Here is a 26054-nt window from a genome sequence, read left to right as displayed (position 1 = left end):
CTTCACCCCCGATCCCGGCGGCAGCATGACTTGACAAACCCCATTGGGAAGTCCTTTGCGGTGAGTGGTCTTGAACGCGACCCGTCACCGCGACACCCCAGTCAAGCGCACGCGCGGCCGGGCCCCGTTCCGCAGTCTTCGACGGTGGAGCCACTCGTGACCGTCAGGCATTCCGACTTGCCCGCCACGAGGCGAGCCTACGGTTGCGAGTCAGCGCCGGCTCTTGCCCGGCTTCCCCTGACGATCACGTTATTCGGTTGTACAGCAACCAAACGCTAGCACCAGAGCCGCGAGTTCCACACCGCTTACCAGGTACCTCACCGGAAGCGATCAAACGGTCACAGTCTGAAGTTGGCCGACTCGATGCTTTGGCGTCGTCGGCCGCCTCATCGCTCTTGCCGCGGCAATATCGGATCCAGCCGGTCTCGCACGCGGAGCGTGCTCCAGTTAGCCAGCAGAGATTCTGCGCTCGGCGGCCGCCTGGTTGGCCACGAAAGCCCGAGTGAGCGGCGCTACTCCCCCGCCCAGGTCGAGCGCACGCCTGCCCGGCTCGCTCAAGCTCGCATTAATTGCCGAAAGAAATCCACGACGACAGTGGGGCCGCATCCAGCTTCCACCCGAATGCTTCGGGGTGTCCTACCCCATTCAGGCCAGTCAAACTGCCGCACCGACAGCTGGCCGATGCCAGCAAAGCACAAGATCATTCTGCGACCCTCCTATTTGAGGGTTTTCGCTCGTCGCCGACCAGCGGCTATACTGGTGCAGCACTGCGCTTAGCCGTTCCCGGTTTGGGAGCGGAGGGCCGCAGGTTCAAATCCTGTCATCCCGACCAGATGGGGCCGGACCTGCGGGTTCAGCCCCTTTTTGTGCCGTCCGACGCGGCGCGAGAGATAGCACTTCCTGACCGCGTTCGCGTCCTGCCTGCCCACGGGACCAACGCTCGCTACGCAAAGCACGGTTGCCGCTGCATCGCTTGACGACAAGCGCACGCTACGTGCGCGAGGTCGCAGCCGGCGCAGGCTCAGCGGGCCGCAATGCGCACTTCACGTACAGACAGGCCGCCCCTTGAACGGCCCTGGGCCGGCTTCCGGGCCGCACCTCCGACGGGAGAGCTTCTCGCCAGGTGGATACACGGAAACAAGCGTGGGTCGGACGCGAATCCATTCCGACGGGGCCGACAAGCGCGAAGATCGGCACGGATGAATGCTACCAGGCGAGACATGCGAAACCGTCACGGCTCAGCGCAATCGTTTCTCCAGGCAGTTTCTCTTCCGGTTTCGCCCGACTTTCCCGCGCCCGACGGCCCGATTCGAAATAGCCGCCGAACGGCGGCGATGTTCACTCGTCTAGGGTGCGCCAGCCGTCCTTGCGCCAATCATGGCGGTTGTGGGAATGTCAGGACCGTATGGCTTGAACGGGAGAATCAGCTGCATGCAGGGGAATTCATTCGCCTCACCGCTGCGAATATGCGGTTTCAGCGTCACTGCGAGGTATAGATCGGCGCGCACCAGCCCGGTGCTTCGCGTCCGCTCGCATGTGCTCGGTTCCTTGAGCAACGGGGAGAATAGCTGTGATCGGAACAATCATCGGCGAAGAGCCACCCTGGCGGTGCTCGCCGCCGCGACGCTTGCGCACGGCACCGCGTCCGCGCAGAAACCCGCGGCTGGCACCAGCAAGGCCTTGTTCCGACATCGGTTTTCCCTTGGGACGGCCGGAAGCTGCGCATCGACCACTAGCCCGCGGCAGCGGTGGAGTTTCTCAACCCGACCTCAGACCGGATGCTCCGCCGCGCACTGGAGAGCGGGCAGACCGACGCCGCGCACCGGCGATTGCGCTCATTGCTGAGCCTGCCCGATGATTCCGAGATACCGCTGCACGGCCGGAATAAGGCCAGGAGCATCCCAATAGCCACCTACCGACGCGGGCTCAGTCACGCCCGCCCAGGGTAACGACGTTGATCTGATCATTCGTCCGGGAGAACAGACGGACACCTGCCCGGAAAACTGGTGTCCAACCGGTCAGGGAGAATCGCGCCATGGCTGATGACGTCACGTTCGAATTCCGCTCGGCCTGGTGCAGGCTGACGCTGGGCTCCGGTCCTCAACGGCAAACCTTCCACGCAACGGGGCTCAACGACGCCTTCGGAGACCTCGCACAGGCCGTCGCGAACCTCGCACGCCCGAGACCGGTGGTGGAGTTGCAGTCCGTGCTGTGGGGCGATGAACCAGGCGGGGTCTTCCTGGACTTCGCCTCGCCAGTAGCTGACCACCTCGCGCTGGTGGTGCACGCGGTCGCGATCCGCACCTGGATCACCGCGCCGGACTGGACACCCGAACGAGGCGAAGTGCTGCTACGACAGGTCGCGCCGCGCCACGAGCTCGCCAGCGCCTTCCTGCGCGGCTTCGAGACCGTCAGCGCGGCAACGAAACCGGGAGGCATCATCCCGGGCTGGCCGCACCCGTTCCCAGACACAGCTGTCACCGAACTCCGCCGCGCGCTCGGCTGACATCCTCCAGAAACCGGAATGCTTCGTCCATGTTGCCAGGAAGGATTCGGGAACTGTCATGAGATCGCCAGGCTTTGCCGACATTTTCAGACGCCTCGGAATGCTGGCCATCATCACGACGGGGGCTCTGCTCGCCGCGAACACCACCGCGACTGCGGCCTCGCCGCTCAAGGGATATCAGGACTGCTTCAACTCTGCCACCGCCGAGGACTACTTGGTCACATCGGTGCGCAACGCGGACACCTACCGCACCGTCAACCTGCGCTGCGGCCGCCATGACGCCAGCGATAAAGCCGGCTTCGGTGTCCGGCACATCGACGATCGCCGCCCGCCATTCACCACGGCGACAGTCCAGTGCATCGAACATGTGCTGAAGAACGCCAAGTACGAAGGGCCGGCCAGCGGAAAGAACAACGTCTCGTACACCATCTCGTCGCCAAACATCGACGCCATCGTGATCGTCAACGTCGAGACCGACAACGTGGTGACCGCCTACACGTCGCAACCCGGCTCGTCAGCGAACAACAACTGGGAGGGTTGTTTGGGCATCCCGGCTGCTGCGCAGCACACACCGAACTTCGCGAAGAGCGGCATCACGCCGTATTCGGGAGACAGCTGCTGGTTGGGGCCCTTGGGTTTCCGCTCAGTCTGCGAGAACGTACACGGGGAGAAGCTCCACGTCGACACTCTCGATGCGAGCGAGGGCCTTCCGCCTTGGGCGGACTCCAGTTGCGCGGCACCAGTGCTGTACGCCAACGGCCGGGTGTTCCGCCTGGGCTTCTACACCTGCAGCAAACTGGGCACAGTGAAGCAGCACTTCGTCATGAACAACGACTTTCCGAACAACCTGCAGCTATGTCTCGGCTGGACCGACATCGATCACCAAGCCTGCCTCACCGTCCACGACTGACGCAGGACCGTATGCCCAGGGACGAACAACCGCTTGAACAATGGAACTGCCGTCCATCGCCGACGAGACCGCTGCCTCCGGTGCGAGAAGTCGCATCGGAGGCAGCGGCCAGTCTCGGGAAAGGCATCGATGGCGAGGCGGATCAGCTCGGGCAAGATCGTGGGTGGCGCACGTCCGGGCGGTAGGCGGCGCGGTCGACGCAGCTACGGCAGGTACGCTCCGTCAGGCAGCATCTGAGGCTGTCCCCAGGCAGAGCGATACGAACAACAACTACCAGGCGCAGAGCATCTGGTTCAGCTGGCTCCCGCAGAGGACGGGCATCACTTGATGGCCCGCATGCGCCGCCGCATATCCCGGACCGGCCGGTCCCCATCGCCCCGACCGGATTCACATACCAGACCGCCGGCTCATTTGCTGCTTCCATGCTTCAATCAGGGCGAGCGCCAGCCAATGACCGTAGCCTTGAGCCATCTCCTCCGCCGTCACCCGCGCGGAATCAGTGGTTCGACGAAGCGGATCGGCTCCGCGAGCGAGAAGGTAAGCCGTGACGTCGACATGCAATGGATTGCCCGTCTGCACGTGACCATCGCCTTCGGCATCAATCGCGTGATGCAAGAGCGTCATTCCGTTGCATTCTTCGTTGACGTCGACCCCTTTATCCAAAAGGTCCCGAAGAGCAGGCAGATCGCTCATCTCGACCGCGATATGCGCAGGAGTCATATATTCAACCACAAGAACACCTTATCTACCACTCGAGACATCTAAGTCAATTACTGAAAATTCTTCATTGAACAGGTGGATCATCCGAACCAGCGGTCAACACCGGGGAACGCCGAGCACCACAACAATCTCGGCCGGTTCCGTCGCGTCGTCACCGTAGACAGATACCGCGTTCAAGTCGCGTTCCACGGGCAATTCCAGGCGAAGCTGGCCATTCGGGTCATAGAGCAATACTGACGATCGAGTCAACTGAATAACACCACGATGCAGCAGCTCAAGCCCCTCCGGAACGACCGGCTCTTCGACACACGAGACAGCAACCACCCCGCTCGCCGCCTGGCGAACGGGCACATGCAGTGAATCCTTGCCAGCGTGCACATTTTCCCGCGCGGGATCCCAACCCGAGTGGTCGTCGACGCTGTCCGGAGAAGAAATCACCAGCAGGCCGAACGAAAACCGAGCTATGCCACCTCCGTAGTAGCTGTCGCCGTAGCTGGCGAAATCCGAAAAGCTAGTCACTGTCAGTATTCCTCCAGCACTATCTGACCGACGCCGAGGGAGACAGCCAGAAGCGGCTTCCCGCTCTCTCCCTCGGCCGTCGACGACTGCTACATATCCTGCTCCCAACTGCCGCGCGTGTCGACGTTCGCGGCGTCCGCCAGTGACTCCAGTTCCGCGATCTCCTCGTCTGCGAGCGTGATGTCATGAGCGCGGACCAACCCGTCTAGGTAAGCCGCCTTTGTGACCCCGATGATCGGGGTGGTCCCCTTGGCGATGGCCCAGGCGGTGGCGACGTCGGCGGCGGACGTGCCTCGGGTCGCGCCGATCGTTCCCATCCGGTCCGTCAGCGCCTGCAGTTGGGGCAGGATGTCGTTGTACACGGCTGCCCGGCTGCTGCCCTCCGGCAACGGGCGGGACGGGCTGTACCTGCCGGTCAGCGCGCCTTGTTCGAGGACCATGTAGGAAAAGAACCGCACATCGTTCTCGCGGCAATGCTCCAGGATGCGCGCGCGCTCGGAACTCCGGTACAGCAGGCTGTAGTGGTTCTGGACCGCCTCTACCCGGAAACCGGCCTCGCCGAGGATTTGATCGGCGAGAGCGATTTCCTTCAGGTTGTGGTTCGAGACGCCGACGTGCTTGATCCGGCCGCTCTCCAGCAGCGGGATCAGAAGCGGCGTCCAGCGGGCCACGTCGGCCGGGTTGTGGATCCAGTACAGATCCACATAGTCCGTGCCCAATCGGCCGAGGCTCTGCTCCAGCATGTCCGCGACGGGATCGTCGCCATCGCTCGCGATCTGCGGGGTGAACTTCGTCGACAGCTGGTACTCGCTGCGGGCATAGCCTTTCAGCGCCTGAGCGAGGACCGTCTCCGAGCGGCCCATGCCGTACACCACCGCGGTGTCCCACAGCGTGAACCCGGTCGATTGCGCCTTCTCGACGACTTCTCGCAGGCCGGACGCGGTCAGTTGGCTGCCGAAATAGCCGTCGCCCGCCTCGCCGCTGTCTCCCCAGGCCCACGTGCCCAGCGCCACCGTCGGCGTCTTGCTCGTCATGTCCGTTGGCTCCATTCTCAGTTCCGAACGTTCGATCCCACGAGACCGCGACGGCCGCCGTCCGAGAAGGTCGCGCTTATTGGGGGTACTGCTTCAACCCCTTTCGCGCCGCGGCCCACGGCTACTGTGAACGGCATGGACCAGCAGTCCGGAAGCCGCGCCGAAATCCGGCACTTCCTTGCCAGCCGGCGCGCCAAGATCACCCCGGCGCAGGCCGGGCTGCCGACCAGCGCCCGGCGGAGGGTCGCCGGGCTGCGGCGCGAGGAGGTCGCCGTCCTGGCCGGCGTGAGCACGGAGTGGTACACGCGGTTGGAGAAGGGGCACATCGGCGGCGTGTCCGAAGCCGTCCTCGAGGCAGTCGCCCGCGCCCTGCGGCTGGACGACGACGAACGCACCTACCTGTTCGACCTGGCCCGGTCATCGCGGTCCGCGAGCCGCACGCCGTCGCGTCGCCGGGACGTCGAGGTCCCGCCCCAGGTCCAGTGGCTGCTCGACTCCATGACGATGTCCTCGGCGTTCGTCCGCAACGGCCGCACGGACGTCGTCGCCAGCAATCCCCTGGCCCGAGCCCTGTACGCGCCGATGTTCGGCAGCACCACCGTCGACGAGCGCGGCCGTCCCAACCTCGCCCGCTACATCTTCCTCGACCCCAGCGCGCATTACTTCTTCGTCGACTGGGACGCCGCCTGCGACGCCACCGCCGCTCTCCTGCGCGCCGAGGCCGGACGTGAGCCCCACGACCGGGCGCTGCGCGAACTCATCGGCGAGCTGTGCACCCTCAGCCCGGAGTTCCGCCGCCTCTGGGCCGTGCACGACGTCCTGATCCGCCACGACGGCATCAAACGGCTCCGGCATCCCGAAGCCGGCCGCTTGGAACTGACCTTCCAGTCCCTCGACCTGCCCCTGCCCGGCCGAGCCGTGCACGACCTGATCACCTACACCGCCGAGCCCGGCACCGAATCCGAAGACCGGATCAAATTCCTCGCCAGCTGGGCAGCCACACAATCCCCGGCGACAGAGCCCGCCCGCCCCTCGCCTCGGCCCGAACCTCGCTGATCCGTCGCGGTTCGCCCGGCCCGCGATTCAGGAATGTGCTGGCGCTCTGCCGTTTCCTCGCACTCCTGGCAAGGGATCCGGCCAGGCCCTTTTCCCTCGGAATCTGCTATTCATTGCGACATCCACGATTTCCGTTACGTATTTGTGCCCACCGACACAAATACGTCCTCGCGGCCGCCGGTCGCCGCGGCCGTGTCTTACTCTTTCTTCCGCTGATCAAGATCAAGGAGGACGCGGGTGCGTTTCCGTGCTCAGGCCGCCGCACGCCGAGGGGGCGTCGTCGGCCTCGTCGTCGCGATCATCGCGATGCTCGTGGCGATGCCCGCCCAGGCGGCCGGTCTCTGCGACCGGCATCCAGAGCTCGCGGTGTGCAAAGCCGCCGACCGGGCCAAGACGGCACTTGTGGTGGGCAAGGCGGTCGCACGCACTCAACTAGGCGCCCTGGTACTCGGGCACCTGCGCCAGGGCATCGGCCAAGTCGCGGGCCACGCACTCGACGAAGCCGCCCAGACTTTGGCCGAGGTCGGCAAGGCGATCGACGCCGGAGACATTTCCCGGGCGCATCAGGCACTCGATGAGTTCAGCGAGGATTCGCTGCAGCAATTGCGCGACACTGTCGTCGCGACAAGGATCGTGGTGAAGTCGCTGCCCGAACTGGCCGCGATCGCCAAGACGGCCATCGCGCAGTTCAACGCGCTCCCCGATCTGGACATCCACATCGACCTCGCCGCGCTGGAAGCCAACAATCGCGGACTGGCCGCGACCGCGGCGGGCATCGCGCAGGCCGCGGCCCAACTGGACTACAGCGCCGCCCGGATTCGCACCGCCATGGCACAAGCCGACCGCGATTTCGCCGGGGCCAAGCGCGATCTGGCCGCGGCGAACGCGATCCTCGCCGACGCGAACAAGACCCTGGACAAGTTCACGTCCACACCGTGGATGCCGGTGGGCGGGCTGTCGTTGAAGGGCATCAAGTTCGACTTCGACGAAGCCTTCGGCCACCCGGCTCATTCCGGTTCGCTCAACCCGGACGTCGCGGCGGTCCTGTCGGCCGTGACGGACTTCGTTCCGGGGGTCGGCAGCATCAAGAGCGCGGTCGAGGCGATCGCCGGAAAGGACGCGTTCACCCAGCAGGAACTCGACGGCTTCGAACGGGCCCTCTACGGCATGGCCGCCGTCCCGATCGCGGGCGGCACCCTTAAGAAACTCGTCGCCGTCGAACGAGCGGCCAAGGTTTCCCGCGGGATCGAACTGGCGGCGAAGAACGGCGCCAAGGACTGGCGCGTTTCGTTCGACGCACTGCCTCAGGGCAAGAACAGCGGCGTGAGAACCGTGTCGAGCACGACCGAACTGCGGACGCTGTTCGACCACTGGACCGCGGGTACGCAGAAGCTTCCGTCGCGGGGTGACAAGATTCCCGACGTGTTCACACTGCAAGACGGCACGACGATCCAATGGCGTCTGACGTCCAAGACGAGCGGTGAAACAATCGACATCGCGACGGCGGACGGCAAGAGGTTGAAGGTGCATCTCGATGGATGAGCAGCCGGTGAAGGAATCGCACGAGATCGGACGGGTGGTAGCCCCGACGCTCGACGAAGGCCTCGACGACTGGGTCCCGGTCGATTCGCTGATCTGGAACGCCTTCCAGGTCGTTCCCCGGGACAGCGACCGTTTCGCCGCCTTCTTCGCCAGCGTTCTCGACTACCTGCTCCGCGAAGGACTGATGGTCGTCGGAGAGATCGGCGACACAGGGTTCGAGCCGTGGCCCGCCTCGTCCGTCGAGGACACCGTCGAACGCGTTGTCCGCGACTGCCAGGCGGTCGACTGGTCCGCCAGGCTGGGTTTGTGCTGGCTGTCGAACACTCCGGAAGGGGACCGCCGGGCCCGATGGTTTTCTTCCAACTAAGCCGCTTTCGGTAAATTTCCCGCGCGATCCTCCGCTCTGCGGGCTATAGCATCGTTCTGCCCACATTGTTCCGTTACATCCGAAACAGAGAGCAAGGACACGCTTGTCCAGACCATCCCTGACGCGATAAAAACAGCAGGTCACATCGAAAAATCCGCAATCCGCAGCGGGCAGGTCCGGCAAGCCGCCGACCGGAGTGACATCCACTTCGTCAGGAGAGGCCTTGACCGCGCTCGCTTCCCCCGCCGCCGTCCCCGCCGTTCGAAAGCCCCGCGCCGGGATCGTCGTGCTGGCCGCGTTCGCCGCTCTTCCGGCTGCGTTGGCGTTGTGGACCGCGGTACGCGCGCCGCGCGCACACGTGCTGCTCGACTACTGGCACGTCCTGGCGAAAATCACCGACGACCGCGGACATCTCCTGCTAGGCCAGGTGTTCACCTACCACCTCGACCAGCCCTTCGTCATCCCCTCGCTGCTGTTCTACGCCGACGCCGCCTGGTTCGGCGGCGACAACCGCGTCCTCACCGTCCTCACCGTCGCCCTGATCGCCGGGATCGGTGCCTGCCTGTACTCGATGCTGCCCGCATCCCTGTCCCCGCAGCGGAAAGCGGCACTCGCTGCCGGGATGTCGTGGCTGCTGTTCTCCTCCCACCTGGCCGAGATCTGGCTGCAAGGCACCAACGGCATCAGCTGGATCCCCGCCGTCTTCTTCACCGTCCTCGCCGCCGCCCAAGCCCACCGCGGCCGCCTGTGGACCGCCACGGCCGCAGCGCTGCTGGCCAGCCTCAGCTTCGGCGCCGGACTGCCCGCGTTCTTCATCGTCGCCGCGATCTTCCTGCTCCGCCACGAAAACCGCGCCAAAACCATCGCCATGATGGTCGCCGGAGCCGTCGTCCTGGCGGGTTGGCTGCTCACCAAACCCAGCGGCACCCAATCGCTGGCCACCACCGCACTCGATCCCGACGGCCGTCTCTCCGCCGCTGCGGCCGCCCTCGGCAGCCTCTGGTCCGGCGACCAAGCCGTGCTCGCCGTCCTAGCCGGAGCGCTCACCGCGGCGCTCCTCACCGCGTGCGGGATCGCCGCGAAGAGCGACACGCGTGCCGCGGGATGGATCGGGATCGCGGGATACGCCGTCGCGCTCGCCGTGCTCGTCGCGCTGGGCCGCACCAGCAACCTGGCTCCCGGCGGGAACATCGGGCTGATCAGCCGCTACGCCATCGTCAGCGCCTTAGCGGTGAGCGCGCTCCTCGTCCTGGCGACGCTCGTCCGTCCACAATGGCCTTTTACCGCGGTCGTCATCGGCATCTGCGCGGTATCCCTGACCACCCACGCCATCGGCGGCGCCAAAGCCGACCTCACCCGCCGCGGCTACGCCCCGCTCGCCCTCGCCCCCATCTCCCTGCGAACCGAAGCCGCCGACGTCCTCGACCAACTCCACATCCAACGCCAAGTCATCCCCGCAGCGAAAGCCCTCGGCACCTACCCCTTCAACCAGAGCTTCACCCTCGGCTGCCACGGACCCGAACTCGGCACCACCATCAACCCCAACACCGCCACCGACCTCCCCACCGCTCACGGAGCCGTCACATCCACCGGCGGTGCGCTCATCACCGGATGGACCGACCTCCACCCAGACTGCGTCCTCGTCACCGACTCCGCCAACGTCGTCACCGGCGGCGGCATCACCGGACTTCCCTCCCCCGCACCGGGAATCGCCGACGGCAACGCCTGGCAAGCCACCTCACGTCCTGGTACCGGACCGGTCACCGTCTACGCCGTACTCGGTGGCCGGTTCTACCGGCTGCACGAATCCGCTGCTGGCGCGCACTGAGCAGCCACCAGTTTCAGTTGGCAGGACGTCGCCCGCGCCCTGCACACGTTTCGGCCAACGACGGCCAGTGTCTGCCTCACGGTCGGCCCTGAGACTCTGCAGGTGCTGCAGTTGACCGTGGACATCGCCTGATGCCCCGCCAGCTCTCACACCATCAACCGTGAGCGCTGGCTCATCAACGCGCCTGCGCAACGTCCCGCGCTTGCTGATTCCGTCGAGCGCGTACCAGTGCCTGCTCGACTACCACCGCGACGTCCAAGCGCACCACGCCGAACCCGGCGAACACGACCTGCCGCAGCCCGGGCTCCAGGCGCTGGCAAACCGTCATCCGTTCTCCGGCGGCCACGGTTCGCCACCAGGCGTCAACACCCTGAGGCAACGCAACGGCCGGTGAGCCCGCAGCGCGAACTCGACAGCCTCTTCAACCGATTCTCCCAGTTCCCAAATCCACCCCAAGCCAGTCGCGACGACGTGCCCCGACTCGCCGACGAAGACGCTCGACGAACTCAACCACTCACCGAGTGGATACCACACGTCGCCAAGCTCTCGGCTGAGTTCCTCAGCAAGAGCAAAATGCCCGAAGCCCGCGAGAACAGGGTCAACGTTCAACGGCTCGTCGTTGCTGAAGTTCGGCCCCTCCACATTGATCGGGCCGAGCGTCAGACCGCCGAATGAACGGAGAGCTTCGGCGGCGACACCGCTCACGCGGTATCCCTCCGGCGCGAGCGCTGTCACCCATGAAGAAATATCGACGTCGCGGCTGGGCGTCCAGCCTGAAGCACGCAGTTCTTCAAGCACCTCGGGAGAAAACACCCTACGCATCCTCACCTATTCCGATCCGATTCCGAGCCCGTCGAGCAACCGCCGGCATCTTCCGCAGGGATAGGCGGGCGTTCCCTGCTCCGCGGCCCGGGGAGACCGTGGATTTCGAACGTTGACTGTACGCATGTCTCCACCGGAAATCGCGTCCGGACCCTCTGCGGCGTATGCCTGGATAAGGCAGCCGACCTCAGCGCAGCCGCCGTGATGTCCAGCCGAAGAAGCGGCATCCTGCAGCTCGGGCATTTCTTTCAAATCGCCATTCGTACCGTGCCGGTTCGTGCTGTAGTACCGCTGTCCCGAAGGCGAGGTGTACTCCGATGCGAACTTTGTGCCCGGCACCTCCCGTTGGCTGGCAGCGTAGGACGCGAGAGCATCACCGCAGTTGTGGACCAGAACCGGGGTGTCGCCAGCGTAGACATAGTACGCGTGCAGCTCATCGATCGTGAGGTCATACGTGACCTCCGTCGAGTGGTACGGCGTCACCTCCTCGACAGTCGCCTCGCCGCCGTCGGCCGTCTGCAGGCGGTCGCCCGCATGCAGATCGACAGCCTCGACGAACGCGCCGCGTGTGACGTCGTAGAACGGGTGGTGATACGTCGTCGTCAGCGTCGCCGGTGCCGCTGAAGCCGGGACACTGCCACCGGTCACTACCGCTGCGGCCACCGCGAGGCCCGCTGCCACCCGGCCCACCGCGCGGCGGATTCGGTTCGGTTTCACTTTCAGGTCCACGAAATCGTGGTCCGTCTCCGTCACGATCACCCGGTCGATCGGGTGCGTTTCCAAGCCTGCCTTGCCCGGCTTCGAGTTCGCGACCCGATCCCCGGCTTTCAGCGACGAAATCGGCTTGCTCGAACCGTCCGCCAGCAACACCTTCGTCCCGGCCAGGAAGCTGTGGCACTCCCCCGGCGTTTCCGCGGAACTCCGTCCTCGGGCCCGCAGGCCGCCTGCCGCGCCGAATGCCGCGCCGCCCGCTCCGCCGGCCAGTGCGCCGGATCCGGCGGCCGCGAGCGCACCGCTCACCGAACAGTTCCGGCCGCAGTTCAAGCCGTAACCGGCCAACGCCGTGACACCGCCGCTGACTGCTCCGGAACCCGCGCCCACCAAACCCTGCGTCGCGACCTCTGGCAGGACACCGTCCAGTGCCTCCGACACCAGCTTGCCGCCCAGCGGGCCCGCCAATCCGGCGCCAAGAGCACCGCCCAGTGCGCCCAGGCCGACTGCTTCCACCGCACCGCCGACCGAACAGTTGTGCGCTTTCGAGCAGTCCATTCCGTACGACACCGCGCCGCCGACGGCGCCACCGATGGCCGCGCAGCCGACCGCGCCGATGCCTAAGGTTGCCGCCGTGCACGCCGCGCCGACGACGACGCCCGCTGCGATGCCCGCGATCGTCGACGCGTGGTCCTTGACGAACGTAGCTACGTGCGAGGCCGCTGATGCTGCCGCATGGCCTACTGCCACCGCAGCTGTCGCGACCGCATGGCCGACCGTTTTCGCTGCCGACACCGCGGCGTGCGCCACTGCCCTCGCCGCATGAGCAACCGCGTGCGCCGCGGTCTTCACGACTTTCGCGACTGCGTGATAGGCGGTTTTCACCACGTGCACCGCCGCGCGATACACCTTTCGCACGACCCGCACCACGTGGTGGTAGACAGTCCGCACCACCCGCGCCGCGGCGTGGTAGACGTCGCGCACGGCGTGGTAGGTCGCCACCGCCGCGTGCACGACCGGCTGCACCACATACGTGTTCACGAAGTGCGCGACCGGCTGGACAACGTTGTGGTACACGAACGACGCGGCCGGTTTGACGATGGTGTTGTTGAACCAGTCGAACAGCCCGTGCCCGGACGGGTCCGTGCCGGTCATCGGGTTGTCGTCGACGTAGGCGAACTTGTTCGCCTCCATCGGGTTCGGCACCGGGTTGTTGGACACCGTGTCCCGGTTCATGAACTGCCCGACCGCCGGGTTGTACCAGCGGGCCGCCATGTTCACGTTGCCGGTCGAGCGGTCGGTCCAGCCCGACTGGTATCCCAGCTGCCCCTTCGGGTTCTGGGCCGCCAGCACGTTGCCGAACGGGTCGTACGACGTCGAACCGTCCAGTGTGGACCCGTTCGCCGTGAACGTCCCGACGACGTCGGTGTGCTGGTCGACGAACGCGAACGCCCCGGCGCCGCCGGCCGCGACGCCGACGAGGCCGCCGCCAGGATCGCGGCTGTAGGTCGACGTGCCGTCCGACGCGATCGTGTTGCCCAGTCCCGAGAAGGAGAACGTCGCTGCCGTCGCGCCCGTGTCGCTGTTCGTGTCGGTCAGGTTCCGTGCCAGCGCGTCGTAGCCGAAGGACTGCGTCCCCTGTTCGGTCATCTGGCCGAACGCGTCCGAACGCGACATCAGGGTACCGGTCGACGAGGCGCGTTCCTGCAGCGTTCCCCTTGCGCTGTAACGATAAGTGTTCGAACCGTCGGACGTCAGCTCGTCCCGCTCGTTGTAGGTGTAGGTCGACGAGCCGACCTTCGTGCGGTTGCCCGCGGCGTCGTAGCCGTACTCGACCGTGCTCGTGCCGTTGTTCCAGGACGCGAGCCGGTTGGCCAGGTCGTAGGTGTAGGTGTTGGCTGCCGATCCCGCGAAGCCCGCGGTCGTTTTCGAGGTGAGGTTGTCGTCGGCGTCGTATCCGTAGGCCACCGAAGCGATCGCCGCTCCGCCGGCCGTTTTGAGCGCGTCGCCGGTCAGCCGGTGCAGGCCGTCGTAGCTGTAGGTCCGGGTGTTCCCGGTGCCGTACTTGACTCCGCTGACCTGGTTGAGCGCGTTGTAGCTCAACGTCTGGCTGCCGCCGGTGACCGCGTCGGCGATGCTCGAAAGCCGGTCGGCGCTGTCATAGCCGTACGACGTCGTGCCCGCCGCGTCCGTGCGGGCGCTCATCAGTCCGTCGGCGGTGTAGGCGAACGACGACGACCCTGCCGAGCCGTTCGCGGTGAGCAGCGCGCCGCGGTCGTTGTAGGTGAAGGTTTCGCTGGTGGCCGCCTGGTGGTCCGCGTGGCCCGCGGCGCCGGCTTCGGTGGTGGCCGCCGAGGTCATCCGCCCGGCCGGGTCGTACCCGAACGTCCGGGTCGCGGTGGCGGCGTCGGCCCCGCTGCCGGACTGGCTGACGAGGTTGCCGTCGTCGTCGTAGCCGGCCGACACGCTCACCCCGCCCGGCTGGGTCTGCTGGACCTGGCGGCCCGCCGCGTCGTAGACCGCGGTGAAGGTCCGGTCGGCGTCGGCGGTGTAGATCGCCGTGGTCGGTTCCAGCTGGGCTTCCGGGAGGTTCCACGAGTTGTAACGGGTGACGGTCGCGTTGCCGCGGCCGTCGGTGAACCTGGTCCGGTTGCCCGCCGCGTCGTAGCCGAACGCGGTGGTGATCGACGACGTCGCCGACACCGGCTGGATCTCGCTGGCCAGCCGGTTCGCCGCGTCGTAGGTGAACGTCCGCGCCGTGCCTCGTCCGTCCACACTGGACGTCATGCGGCCGCCCGCGTCGTAGGCCGCCGACGTCTGCTGCAGCACCGCGCCGGTCGCGTCCTTGCGGGTCACCTGGACCGGACGGCTTGACTGGTCGTAGGCCGTCGACGTCGACGTGCCGTCGGCGGCGGTGACCGACGCCTTCTCGCCCAGGTAGCTGTAGCCGTAGCGGGTGGTGTTCCCGGCGGCGTCGGTGACCGAGGTCGTTTCGCCGAGCGCGTTGTAGCCGTAGGACGTCACCGCGCCCGCCGGCGTCTTGGTCGACGCGAGGTTCGCTCCGCCCGGGTTGGTGTCAGAGGCGGTGTACGAGTTCGTCGTCGTGGCGGTCAACGTGCTCGGGTAGCGCTCGAACACGGTCGCCGTCAACGGCCGGGACAGGAAGTCGTACGTCGCCTCGGTCCGGGCGCCGTTCGCGTCGGTGCTCGACAGCCGGTCGCCGTTGGTGTCGAAGGTCGACACGGTCTTCGCACCGGACGGTTTCGTCACCTGGACGACGTTGCCGAGCTGGTCGTAGTCCGCCTTCGTGACGTGTCCGAGCGGGTCCTTGTCGGCGACGGCCTGCCCGAGTTTGTCGAAGGTGCGCACGGTGGTCGCCGTGATCGGCGCGCCGCCGCCGGGCGGGGTGTAGTTCGGGTTGGTGACCGAGACGGGCCTGCCCGCCGCGTCGTAGACGGTGGTGACCTGGTTGCCGTTGGGGTCTACGGCTTCGACCGGCTCGCCAAAGGTGTTGTAGCCGGTGGTCGTGACGGGATGCACCGCGGCCGGTGCTCCGCCGTTGGTCTCCGCGTTGACCGTCGGCGCCGTGGTGACGGCGGGCTTTCCGGCCTCGTCGTAGGCGTAGGAAGTGGTGCTTCCGTTGGCGTCGGTCATCGAGGTCGGCAGACCGCGCTGGTCGACCGTCCACGTGGTGGTTTCAGCCGGCGACGACGCGACGGTCCCGCCGCTGTGCCCGCCGCTGTAGACGGTCGAGACCTCGGCCGCCGAGAGCGCCCGGGAATAAGCCTGGACCCCGCTGACCTGGCCGGTGGCGTAGTTGCCGTTGGCGCCGTTGTACCAGCCGTGGCCGATCACCAGCGGGCCGTTGGCCGCGAGCGGGGTCGGGTCGGTGGCGCTGCCCGCCGCCGCCCCGTTGACGTAAAGCGTCATCGCGCCGGTGCTGGAGTCGTAGACGCCGGTGAGCTGAGTCCACACGCCGGCCTGCGCGTCGGCGGCCGACTCGGCTCGGTAGAGCGTGGCGTTCGACGCGTCCGTGCCGAACCGCGAGAAGGACCACTTGTGCGTGCTCGAGTCGTATTCGAGGTAAAGGCCGCTCATCACGGTGGCCTTCTGGACCACGTACGTCTGGAACCCCGCGCCGAACGCCGCCGGCTTGACCCACGCGGACACGGTGTAGCTCGCCGCGGTGTTCAGCACCGGGCCGCCGGTGGCGATCTGGGAGGCGGTGCCGTCGAGGTTCGCGGCGTCGCCGGACCACGTGACCGCCGTGGCGGTGGCGGGGTTGCCGCTCCCGGAGGAGTCGGTGACCGCGGTGCCGGAGGTCTGGTTCAGCTTCCACCAGCCGACCGGGTGCCCGGTGCCGTCCGAGGAGATCGAACGCGAGGTGAGCACGCCCATCGGGTCGTAAGCCGTGCTGACGGTGCGGCTGCGGCCCGACGGGTCGGACTGCATGCTCGTCGCGACCTTGTCGTCCGGGGTGTAGGAGACCGAGGTCGTGCGCGCGGCCCCGCCCGGATCGTCCACGGTCCGCTCGACGCGCCCGGCGGCGTCCACTGTGGACGACGAGGTGTTCGCGCCGTTGCCGGTGACCTTGCCGACCAGGTCGCCCGCCGCGTCATAGGTGTTGGACTCGGCGACGAACGACTGCTGCCCGGCCGGGTCCTTGCGCGTGACCGTCGCGGTGAGCCCGTTGTCGGTGTAGGTGTAGGCGGTGACGTTGCCCATCGAGTCCGTTTCCGACGCCAGCCGCCCGGCCGGGTCGTAGGCGTTGGACTTCTGGGTCAGGAACGTCGCCGGCTTGGGGTCGACGGGGCTGCCGGTGTACCAGACGCCCTGGGACAGCAGGCGGCCTTCGCCGTCGTAGGCCCAGTCGGTTTCGGTGCCGTTGGCGTCGGTTTCGCTCTTCTTGTTGCCGTAGGCGTCGTAGGTGTAGGTGGTGACGGCGCCGTTCGCATCCGTCGTGGACTCGACCTGGTCCTTGTCGTTGTAAGTCGAACTGGTGGTCCGGGCCGAGTCGCCGCCGCTGCCGTCAGCGACCGTCTGGGACACGAGGCTGCCGTCGGCGTTGTAGACGCTCGAGGTGACGGCGGTGTGCACCGCGCCGGTCACCCGGTCCGTCACCGCCGGGTCGGTCTGCGAGACGACTTGGTCGTTCCCGTCGTAGGTGTAGGACGTGGCCAGCCCTGCCGGGAAGCTGTCGGAGACCGCCGTCTTCGTCAGCATCCGGCCGAGCGCGTCGTAGGTGAAGCGGGTTACCAGGCCGTCGGCATTGGTCGTGCTCGCGACGTCCCCGTTGTGCAGGTACGCGATTTGGTTGACCGCGCCGCCGGGAGAGACGGTTTTCACCGGCAGGCCCGCCGGCACGGCACCGGAATCGGCCGCGGGGAAAGCGGCGGTGCCGTCGCTGTAGGTGATCTTGGTGGTGCGCCCGTTCGGGAACCCCGGCACCGGCGGCGTGGTGACCGTGGTGCGATTGCCCGCCGTGTCATAACCGAATGTCGTCAGATACGCGGGATCGCTCGCGTTCGCCGACCGCGGGTCCCGCGAAGTCAGCATCAGGTCGTTGCGCGCGTCGGCTGTGGTCAGCTGCGCGGTGGTGTCGTCGGGGAAGTAGGTCGAGTACGACGTCGAGCACTTCTCCGCGGCCTGGTTCTGGCACGTGGTCTGCGATACGACGTTGCCGCGCACGTCGTGGCCGACGGTGACGACGTTGCCGTTCGGGTCCGTGGTCGTGTGCAGGAAGCCCGACGTGTCGTAGCCGTAGCTGGTGCGCTTGCCCCCGGTGTCGGTCTCGGAGACCTTGTGGTTGCCCGCGCCCGGGTCGTACTGCTGCACCGCGGTCTTGCCGCCGGGGTCGGTGATCGTCGCCGTCGTGATCGGCGCGAGCCCCTGGGAGTTGCCCGCGGCGAGGAAGTGCTGGGCGACTTCGGACGCGGACAGCGCCGACCGGTAGTAGGCGACCTCGCCGATCGAACCGGCGAAGTAGTTCCAAGTGGTCCCGGACGGCGCGGCGGGCCAGCCGTTGCTGTTGAAGACACCGGCCCCGACGAAGTTCAGCGGGTCGTAGTTGCCGATCTGGCCGGACAACGTGCCGACCTGCTGGCCGTCGAGATAGAGGACCTGGGCGGTGTTCGCTCCGGTCAGCACGACGTGATGCCACTTGCCGTCATTGACCTTGGCGGCCGACGCCATGCCTGCCACGGTGGTGTCCCAGAAGTGGCCGTGCAGTTTCCCGTCGGTCCCGACGTACAGCACCGGCATGGCGCCGCCGGACGGGTTCGCCGCGCCGAGCGCGGAGCCGCCGGTCGAGAAAAGCGCTCCGGCGGCGGTGGACGTCGTCGAGAACCACATCTCGACCGACGAGGTGCTCGACGCGCTCACCAGGTGATCCGGCAACGTGACCCCGCCGACGGAGCCGGGGAACTTCGCCGCGGTCGAGTCGGTGAACCGGCCGGGGACACCGAGCGTCGCGTTGGTGTAGGCGGAAGGCCGGTAGTTGACCTCGCCCGCGGGCGAGGCGGTGCCCGGCGCGTCCGCCAACCGCTGGTACAGCTCGGGATTCGAGCCGAGAACAGCGCCGCGGTAGACCTGGCTCGAACCGGTCGCGGTCAGCGGCGCGTACTTCCACGTCCCGCCGTTTTCGTCGCCGATCTGAGTGACCGCCTGGGAAACCGGGTCGTAGGAGACGGTCGTGTGCACCGCCCCGCTGGGCCGGGTGATCGACGTGAGCAGGCTTTCCTGCTGTGTGCCCGCTTGGTAGAGCGGCAGCTCCCGGGTGCCGGGAACGGACTTGTCCCAGATGCCGACGTCGGCGATCTGGCCGTTGAAGAACGTCGCCGTGCCCGGCTGCCCGGTGTGGGACTGGTCGGGCCAGGCGTTGCCGAGGAACCCGGCGCCGATGTAGCGGTTCTGCGGGCCCATCGGCATGATCGCGCCGATCGAGGAGCCGACGAACTGGCCGTCGAGGTACATGCCCTGGCTGGTCGAGGAATGCGTGAAAACGACGTGGTGCCAGGCGTTGTCGTTGACCGGGTTGGCCGTGGTGATCGTCTTGGTCGTGTCGCCGGTCCAGTACTCGCCGACCAGCTTGCCGTCATTGCCGACGTAAAGCGCGGGGGTGTACTGCGAGGCCGGGCTCGTGGTCTCGCTCAACGGCATGGTGCTGTAGGAGAACAGGACGCCGTTGGCCGCCGCGGTCTTGAACCACATCGAAACCGACATCGTGTTCGGGGCGGCCGCGTCCGCGCGCGGAAGCTGCAGGTACGACGACGTGCCGTTGAACCCGGCGGACGTCGCGGCGGATCCGGCGAGCGGACCCGGCTGTCCGAGCGCGACGTCGTGATAGGTCGCGGCGTCGGTGCCTTCGTTGGTCAGGACCGCGCTCGCCGCGGTGGTGCCGGTTGTCTCGGCCAACGGCCAGAACGAATGCGGCCCGAGATCGAGCACGCCGGTGCGGTACGGCGAGCCCGCGGTGTAGCCGTACCGGGTGCAGCCGGTCGTCGTGCCCGGCGGGCAGACGCTGGCGAGCTGGTCGCCGGTGTAGTTGTAGGTCCAGGTGAGCGGTGCGCCCGCGGTCAGGTCGTCGGTCGAGACCGAGGCCACGTGCGGGCTCGTCGCACCGGTCGGCGTGGTCCAGTTCAGGTGCAGCGCACGGCCGGAAACCGCGGACGTCAGCGCCGTGACCTGGCCGCCCGACACCGTCAGGTTCACGGTGCGGCCGCTCGCGTCCGCGATGGACGAAAGCCGGTAGGCACCGGAGCCGAGGGACTGCGTGAAGGTGTAAACGGTGTCGTTCTTGTCCGTGAGGCTGTACCCGCCGGTGATCGCCTTGAACGTGGCGAATCGCCCAGCCGGCGGGGAAAACGTGCCGTCGGCGTTCTTGCCGTATCCGACCTCGGAGCCGTCGGGATAGGTCACGAGGACGCTCACGACCGCGCCGGATCCGTCGAAGTCGTACTGCTCGGCCGCGCGCGCGTCGAACACGCTCGACCAGCCCGCGCCGAACGCGCCGGTCGACCGCGGGTCGCGGGAGTTGTAGTCGCGCACCACCGACAGCGCCGGGCCGACGGTGCGCACCTCGGCGTCGGTCGCCGAGGTCGTGTAGTTGCCGATGCTCGGCTCGACTCCGTGCACCCCGGTGTTCTGCGACAGCGACGACGTCACCAGCGGCTGGTCCACCTGGACGGTGAGCGGGTTCCACGGCGGGTCGGCCGAATAGGACGCTCCGTCGTAGGCCTGGACCGCCCAGTAGTAGGTCTGGTTGTACTTCAGCTTCCCGGCGGGCACGCGCCAGGTGCCCTCGTTGACCAGACCGGAATCGGCGATCGTCGCGCCCGCGGAGTCGGCCACCTGGTAGCGGTACTTCAGCGCGCCGGGGCCGGCGTCGATGTCGTGGGCGGTGGCGAACAGGAACGGCACGAGGCTGGTCGTCGTCCCGCCGGATCCCGGGTAGGCCGAGTCGACGACCGGAGGCACGTTCCCGCTCGTCGTCAGCGACAGCACCGGCTGGTAGCCGGCGTTCATCAGCCACGAGTCGAACTGCTTCCAGTGCGACGCGTCATTGGTCGCCGCGTAGACCGCGAGGCCGTTGTCCGCGACGGATCCGTTGGCCCAGCCGGTGAAAGTCGCCGTGGACAACGGCACGCTGACCCAGTCGCCCTTCGTCCGGTCGGCCGCGCGGTTGGCGCACGCGGTGGGCACCGACGGAGTGGCGTTGCCGATGCTCGCGCCGTAGGAAGGCCCGGGGTAGGCGGTCACGGTCGAGGGCGTCCACGCCTGCGTGACCGGCGCGACGTCGAAGCGCGTGGCGGTGCACGTCGAAGCCCACGTGTCGAACAGCTTCAGCGTCGCCGCGCTGACCGTGACCTGCGACCCGTCAAGGTCTTTCGGGAACTGCAGGAACGTGTTCGCCGAATCGGGGCCGGAGTTGTACGACCCGATCTTGACGACCTTCTCCATCGAGTGGTCGCCGGGCGCGCCGATCTCGGCATAGGTCGACGCCGGTGCGTCGGTGAAGGTCGGGTCGACGGTCACCGGGAACACCCGCGCCGGGTCGGCCAGCCACTTCGGGTCCAGCGTGACCTTCAGCGCGGGCTTGCCCGCGGCGGTCGTCAGCTCGTAGCCGACGGCATACGTCGTGGTGGGAACCCCGGAGACCGGGTCGACACGCGAGTCGAAGGCGTACCCGCGCGGGATCCGCTGCCGCATCGCCCCTGCGCCGTCGAGCAGGCTGACGGAGCCGTCGGGCTCCAGCCGCGGGGTCAATCCGTTGAGCGTCAACGGAAACAGCCAGGTGTTCGGCACGCTCGCCGAGTGCAGGACCAGCGATTCCTTCAGCCCGGTGGCGGTGGGCTCGAGCGCGAGGTCGGTGCCGGGCAACGCGTCCGGGTAGGTCGCGGCGCGGCCGTCCACGCGCGGCGGCACGGAACGGGCGCCGTCGAGACCGTAGGAGACCGCGTGCCCGGAGTCGACGGCCAGCTTCGCCAGCGCCGGATCCGCCGCGTTGCCGGCGAAATCGACCGACAACGAGTTCGCGGTTTCGTGCCAGCGGCCGTCCTGGTCGCCGTGTACCGACGTGTCGATCGGCTTCCATCCCCAGGCGCCGTCGGCGAAGTTGACCGGACCGCGCGTGTAGTCCCGGGTGACCGAGCCGTCCGCGTTGAGGAAGTAGTTCATCGTGGCGCTCGACTTCAGCGCGTCGCGGCGGCTCGTCGCCGCGTCGAACCCGCGGGTGGCGACGCCGCTCGGTCCCGGATTCACCTTCCGGGCGTGGCCGCGATTCGCTGGCAGCTCACCGGGTCCGGTGTCGGGAGCGTCGCCCGTGCCGCCGCTCGCGCGGGTCGACGCGGTGCTCGCGTCGTGCGACTTGCCTTCGGCCGTGCCGCCCGCTTGCCGGGGCGTCGCGCCCCAGTGCGGGGAAGACTCCGAAGAACCGGAGAACAGCGAACCGAGCCACGAGCCCAGTTCGGTGACCGGGCGCTGCCCCGCGGCCAACTGGGCCGCGTCTGCCTGTCCGGTGCCCAGAGAAAGCCCGAGGCCCAGAAGTATTGCGGCAGCACAAGATCTCGTGACGCCTCGACGCACTGGTTCCCCCTCGATGATGGCCATCCCCGCGAACGGCGAGAAAGTTCACCACAGGGGCGACTGTCCAGAAAAGACTCCTAAACGACTAATCCTCGCGATGCACGACACAGAAGAAATCGGACAAATAATCCTTAAATCGGATGAACGGGCACTAATTCCTCAGCGCCCGGCCGCGCGGGCCGCTGCCCGCACGGTTTCGGCGACGTCCCCGCGCACGTGATCAGTCACCCGCACAGCGGAAACGTTGGGGCCTTCGCGACCGGTGCCGCCGACCGCGACGAAGCGAATGGCGGGGTGCGCGGCGGCCTGCGCGAGCGCCGCCGACGTGCCCGGCTCCCCCGCCGTCAGGATGACGTCGCATCGCCGCTGCGCCAGGGAATTCAGGTATGGCAGGTAATTCGCTTCAGTCGCCGGCCCGGACGCGGTGAGGTAGGAGACCTTGATCCGGGTGTCGCCGGACGCGTCCTGCAAGCCGGCCCAGACCGGACCGGCGCCGGGGCTAGCGAGACCTTGCCCCCCGGTCAGCAGGCAGGCCGAGAAGTCCGCGTACACCCGCGCCCGAGCGGGCGGCAGGCCCGAATCGTCTCCCGAGGGCCACCACACCACCGCGGCAACCGCACCGGCGACGACAATTCCCGCCGCCGCGGCCACAACCCAACGCCGCACAAGACCCCCTCGTTTCCGCGCCCGTCGCCGGACGCACTCGCGGTAGTGTGCCCCACCGCTTCGGGGACAGTACGGTGCCGCCCGGCCGCGGCAAAGCCGAGGGGAAATTGCCCAACCACACCGTTCGCTCCACGACAGTTCCCCACGAGAGACAGGTCGCGCGGGCAGCCGGACCGAACGGCTGACCGCAGGACCAGTCCGGGCACTGGTATTCCGTGTTCCGGATCCGGCCGCGGCGCACGGTGCCGCGTCGTTTCCCACTCTCCGAATTTTCTTCGCATCACCGGTAACGCTTCCCGGCCCCCGGCGATAGCGGTGTGGACAGATACCGGGTGGAGGTTTGCGGTGAGATGGTTTCGTAGTGCGGTGAGCGCGGGTGCGGTCACCGTCTTGCTCACGTGCGGGTTGGCCGGGACACCGGCCGCCGCGTCAGGAAGTCCGGCGGCCCCGAGCACGCCGAAGGCAAGTGCGCCAGCGCATCCGGGTTCTGACTACCTGGGGTCCACGATCGGCAAAGACCCTGCCGCGACGCCGAAAGCAGCCCCGCGGGCGGCCACGGCGGCGGGCGTGACGACGCCGGGCATGGACGTCTCCCACTACCAGGGCACTGTGGACTGGGGCGCGGCTGCGGGCAACGGCGCGAAGTTCGCGTACATGAAGGCCACCGAAAGCACGACCTATGTGGACCCGCAGTTCGCGACCAACTACGCCGGTTCCGCGAACGCCGGGATCCTGCGCGGCGCCTACCACTTCGGACTGCCCGACACCTCGACCGGCGCGGCGCAGGCGCAGTTCTTCCTCAGCCACGGCGGCGGCTGGGTCGCCGACGGCAAAACCCTCCCGCCCGTGCTCGACATCGAGTACAACCCCTACAGCACCGCAGACTGGACCGGCTGGTGCTACAACATGACCCCGGCCCAGATCACCGCCTGGATCACCGACTTCACCACCACGATCCACGACCGCACCAACCGGTGGCCGGTCATCTACACCACCAACGGCTGGTGGAACCACTGCACCGGCAACAACCCCGGCTTCGCCAACGATCCACTGTGGATCGCCGCCACCATCACCATGCCCGCCAGCTGGACCGACTACACCTTCGCCCAGACCGCGACGTCGGGCACGTTCCCCGGCGACCAAGACGTCTTCAACGGCAGCCTCACCGACCTCCAGACCCTCGCCACCGGCACCGAACCGGACAAGATCACCGAGCACTACAACGCACTCGGCGGCTCGACGTCCTACCTCGGCACCCCGACCGGCAACCGGTACCCGGCCGGCGGCGGCTGGGCGCAGAACTACCAGTACGGCGTCATCGGCTACAACCCGCCCACCGGCGCCTACGCCGTCCACGGCGCGATCGCCCAGCACTACCAGGAACTCGGCGGCCCCAACGGCTTCCTCGGCCTGCCCACCACCGACGAAACCCTCACCCCCGACAGCAGCGGCAGCTACAACCACTTCACCAACTCGGGCTCGATCTACTGGACCTCGACCACCGGCGCGCGGTCGCTCCACGGAGCCATCCGGGACAAGTGGGCCGCACTGGGCTGGGAACGCGGACTGGGCTACCCCACCACCGACGAGACCGGCACGCCGGACGGAACCGGCCGTTACAACCACTTCACCAACACCGCGTCGGTCTACTGGACCTCCGCCACCGGCGCACAATCCATCCGCGGCCCCATCCGGGACAAATGGGCCGCGCTGGGCTGGGAACGCGGGCTCGGCTATCCCACCACCGACCAGGGCACCACGCCCGACGGAATCGGCCGCTACAACCACTTCAACGGCGCCCAAGGCTCATCCATCTACTGGACCCCGGCCACCGGCGCACAATCGATCCACGGAGCCATCCGGCAAAAGTGGGCCGACCTCGGCTGGGAGAAGGGCCGCCTCGGCTACCCGACCAGCGACGAATTCGCCGTCACCGGCGGCCGCCGCAACACCTTCCAGCACGGGACCATCACCTGGATCAGCGCCGACTCGACCACCCAGGTCGCCTACAGCTGACCAGAAACGGCGAGTCCGGCTCGCGCCGGGCTTGCTCCGAGCAGTCAACGGCATCAGCTGAGAACGGCGGGCCCGCAGGCAATCCGCGGGCCCGCCGTTCCTAGCTGAACGAGCCGGATTCGCGATGCGGCGGACGGTGACCCGCCCACCGGATCCCGTTAGCGGCAAGGATCCGGCAAACCTCAGCCGTTGCCATTTCCCGAATCCCCGCCGAACTTGGTCCAGACCTTGCTGGCCGCACCAGCGACCGTTTCCCCGACTTCGGTGAACACCTTCGTCAGCGGATCCGCCGAGGCGTTCCAGGAATCCTTGTACGACTTGGCCGCGGACTTCAGGTCGTCCTTCCAGTCCGTCGTCGGCGCGTCGTCGTCGCGGCGGGGGTACTCGCCCGACAGGATCGCCCGGTACTGCTCCGACGCGGCCCATTTCTGCAGCTGCGTCGCCCGGACCACGGCGAACGGGTGGGTCTCGGTCTCGACGTTCTTCAGCTTCAGCAAGCTGTCCCGGATGTCTTCGACCGACTCGTATTCCGCTCCCTGCTGGAGGAAAGACGGAATGTCGATGCGGGACGGGTCGACCCCGCCGGCGAGCTGGATCTGCGCGCGCAGCGCCGCGGCCGGGTCCTGGCCGCAGAGCAGTCCCGCGCGGTCGCACGACAGTTCGGCCTTGCGGTACCACTCGCTCAGCGCCGCGATGATCGCCCGGATGCCGAGTGCGCTCACCGGCGTCCAGGACATCGACAGCTGGAGGCTGATCAGGCGCACCATGATCGTGCGGTAGACCGCGTGCCCGGACAGCACGTGCCCCATCTCGTGCCCGATGGCGAACCTCAGCGATTCGTGGCTCATCTGGTCGACGAGCGCGGTGCTGATCCGGATGAACGGCTCGTCCATGCCCAGCGCGGACGCCTGCAGCCGCGGATCCTGGTAGACGAACAGATTCGGCACGGCGGGGAGATCCAGCGTCTCGGCGCATTCGTGGCGCAGCCGGTCGAGTTCCGGATACTGCCGCGGCCCGACGCGGATTGACGACGCCAGCGCCATCAGCCGTTCGCCGCGTTCGTTGTAGAAACCGGAAACGGCGCGGATCACCTGAGCGAATCCGGGCACCGCGCGCAGCGTGGCGAGCGCGCCGCGATCCACCGGATGTTCGTAAGCCCGCGGGCTGATTCCCGGAAAACGGACCGCGGCCCGGCGCGCGGGTTCGATTTCGTCAGTCATTGCTCCCCCATGAAGTCGCTGACCGCAGCCTACTCAATGCCGATCATTCCGCGA

At 67.5% G+C, this 26054-nt stretch carries 15 protein-coding genes; 7 read left to right on the top strand and 8 right to left on the bottom strand.

Annotated features, from left to right (window positions below; translation table 11 throughout):
• Nucleotides 1–2035 precede the first annotated feature (2035 nt).
• A complete protein-coding gene (locus ACFORO_RS38780; protein ID WP_377870070.1) occupies nucleotides 2036–2506 on the top strand; it encodes a hypothetical protein in 471 nt (156 codons plus the stop codon).
• 100 nt (nucleotides 2507–2606) lie between these two features.
• Nucleotides 2607–3416 carry a hypothetical protein gene (locus tag ACFORO_RS38775; protein WP_377870069.1) on the top strand — a complete coding sequence of 270 codons (810 nt, stop codon included), beginning with the start codon at nucleotides 2607–2609 and terminating at the stop codon, nucleotides 3414–3416.
• A gap of 387 nt (nucleotides 3417–3803) precedes the next feature.
• Here the strand turns inward: ACFORO_RS38775 and ACFORO_RS38770 are convergent, their stop codons facing one another.
• The 3 genes from ACFORO_RS38770 to ACFORO_RS38760 form a co-directional block, all read right to left on the bottom strand.
• Complete coding sequence (locus tag ACFORO_RS38770) at nucleotides 3804–4148, bottom strand: ankyrin repeat domain-containing protein (protein ID WP_377870068.1); 345 nt, start codon at nucleotides 4146–4148, stop codon at nucleotides 3804–3806.
• A gap of 84 nt (nucleotides 4149–4232) precedes the next feature.
• Nucleotides 4233–4655 (bottom strand): hypothetical protein, encoded by a 423-nt coding sequence (locus ACFORO_RS38765; RefSeq protein ID WP_377870067.1) that lies wholly within the window; start codon nucleotides 4653–4655, stop codon nucleotides 4233–4235.
• Between the two features lie 89 nt (nucleotides 4656–4744).
• Entirely contained in the window at nucleotides 4745–5689 is a 945-nt protein-coding gene (locus ACFORO_RS38760; protein ID WP_377870066.1) for an aldo/keto reductase, read from the bottom strand.
• Nucleotides 5690–5824: 135 nt separating this feature from the next.
• On the opposite strand from ACFORO_RS38760, the gene ACFORO_RS38755 reads away from it, so the two are divergent.
• The 4 genes from ACFORO_RS38755 (at nucleotide 5825) to ACFORO_RS38740 (ending at nucleotide 10482) form a co-directional block, all read left to right on the top strand.
• Nucleotides 5825–6745 carry a helix-turn-helix transcriptional regulator gene (locus ACFORO_RS38755; RefSeq protein ID WP_377870065.1) on the top strand — a complete coding sequence of 307 codons (921 nt, stop codon included), beginning with the start codon at nucleotides 5825–5827 and terminating at the stop codon, nucleotides 6743–6745.
• Nucleotides 6746–6982: 237 nt separating this feature from the next.
• Nucleotides 6983–8287, top strand: a complete 1305-nt coding sequence (locus ACFORO_RS38750) for a pre-toxin TG domain-containing protein (RefSeq protein WP_377870064.1) — start codon at nucleotides 6983–6985, stop codon at nucleotides 8285–8287.
• Entirely contained in the window at nucleotides 8280–8654 is a 375-nt protein-coding gene (locus tag ACFORO_RS38745; RefSeq protein WP_377870063.1) for a hypothetical protein, read from the top strand. The genes ACFORO_RS38750 and ACFORO_RS38745 overlap by 8 nt, the downstream gene beginning before the upstream one ends.
• A gap of 223 nt (nucleotides 8655–8877) precedes the next feature.
• Nucleotides 8878–10482, top strand: a complete 1605-nt coding sequence (locus ACFORO_RS38740) for a DUF2079 domain-containing protein (protein WP_377870062.1) — start codon at nucleotides 8878–8880, stop codon at nucleotides 10480–10482.
• A 175-nt stretch (nucleotides 10483–10657) separates the two neighbouring features.
• Here ACFORO_RS38740 and ACFORO_RS38735 read toward each other — a convergent pair whose 3' ends face one another.
• The 4 genes from ACFORO_RS38735 to ACFORO_RS38720 form a co-directional block, all read right to left on the bottom strand.
• On the bottom strand, nucleotides 10658–10810 hold the full coding sequence (locus ACFORO_RS38735; protein ID WP_377870061.1) for a hypothetical protein: 153 nt from the start codon (nucleotides 10808–10810) through the stop codon (nucleotides 10658–10660).
• Entirely contained in the window at nucleotides 10807–11295 is a 489-nt protein-coding gene (locus tag ACFORO_RS38730) for an SUKH-3 domain-containing protein (RefSeq protein ID WP_377870060.1), read from the bottom strand. Before ACFORO_RS38730 ends, ACFORO_RS38735 begins: the two co-directional genes overlap by 4 nt.
• A 15-nt stretch (nucleotides 11296–11310) precedes the next feature.
• A complete protein-coding gene (locus ACFORO_RS38725; RefSeq protein ID WP_377870059.1) occupies nucleotides 11311–22122 on the bottom strand; it encodes a LamG-like jellyroll fold domain-containing protein in 10812 nt (3603 codons plus the stop codon).
• 135 nt (nucleotides 22123–22257) lie between these two features.
• Complete coding sequence (locus ACFORO_RS38720) at nucleotides 22258–22764, bottom strand: hypothetical protein (RefSeq protein WP_377870058.1); 507 nt, start codon at nucleotides 22762–22764, stop codon at nucleotides 22258–22260.
• 345 nt (nucleotides 22765–23109) lie between these two features.
• Here ACFORO_RS38720 and ACFORO_RS38715 point away from each other — a divergent pair, with 345 nt between their 5' ends.
• Entirely contained in the window at nucleotides 23110–24780 is a 1671-nt protein-coding gene (locus ACFORO_RS38715; protein WP_377870057.1) for a GH25 family lysozyme, read from the top strand.
• Between the two features lie 182 nt (nucleotides 24781–24962).
• On the opposite strand, the gene ACFORO_RS38710 is transcribed toward ACFORO_RS38715, so the two are convergent.
• On the bottom strand, nucleotides 24963–26000 hold the full coding sequence (locus ACFORO_RS38710) for a M48 family metallopeptidase (RefSeq protein WP_354739649.1): 1038 nt from the start codon (nucleotides 25998–26000) through the stop codon (nucleotides 24963–24965).
• Nucleotides 26001–26054 lie beyond the last annotated feature (54 nt).

It is taken from the genome of Amycolatopsis halotolerans (assembly GCF_042647905.1).
Taxonomy (GTDB): domain Bacteria; phylum Actinomycetota; class Actinomycetes; order Mycobacteriales; family Pseudonocardiaceae; genus Amycolatopsis; species Amycolatopsis halotolerans.
Note: the sequence above shows the minus strand (reverse complement) of the source record. Positions and strands in the feature narration are given on the sequence as shown.

Coding starts and splice junctions, on each gene's coding strand:
- ACFORO_RS38780 (WP_377870070.1), top strand. CDS start 2,036: ATGGCTGATGACGTCACGTTCGAATTCCGCTCGGCCTGGTGCAGGCTG.
- ACFORO_RS38775 (WP_377870069.1), top strand. CDS start 2,607: ATGCTGGCCATCATCACGACGGGGGCTCTGCTCGCCGCGAACACCACC.
- ACFORO_RS38760 (WP_377870066.1), bottom strand. CDS start 5,689: ATGACGAGCAAGACGCCGACGGTGGCGCTGGGCACGTGGGCCTGGGGA.
- ACFORO_RS38755 (WP_377870065.1), top strand. CDS start 5,825: ATGGACCAGCAGTCCGGAAGCCGCGCCGAAATCCGGCACTTCCTTGCC.
- ACFORO_RS38745 (WP_377870063.1), top strand. CDS start 8,280: ATGGATGAGCAGCCGGTGAAGGAATCGCACGAGATCGGACGGGTGGTA.
- ACFORO_RS38735 (WP_377870061.1), bottom strand. CDS start 10,810: ATGACGGTTTGCCAGCGCCTGGAGCCCGGGCTGCGGCAGGTCGTGTTC.
- ACFORO_RS38725 (WP_377870059.1), bottom strand. CDS start 22,122: ATGGCCATCATCGAGGGGGAACCAGTGCGTCGAGGCGTCACGAGATCT.
- ACFORO_RS38710 (WP_354739649.1), bottom strand. CDS start 26,000: ATGACTGACGAAATCGAACCCGCGCGCCGGGCCGCGGTCCGTTTTCCG.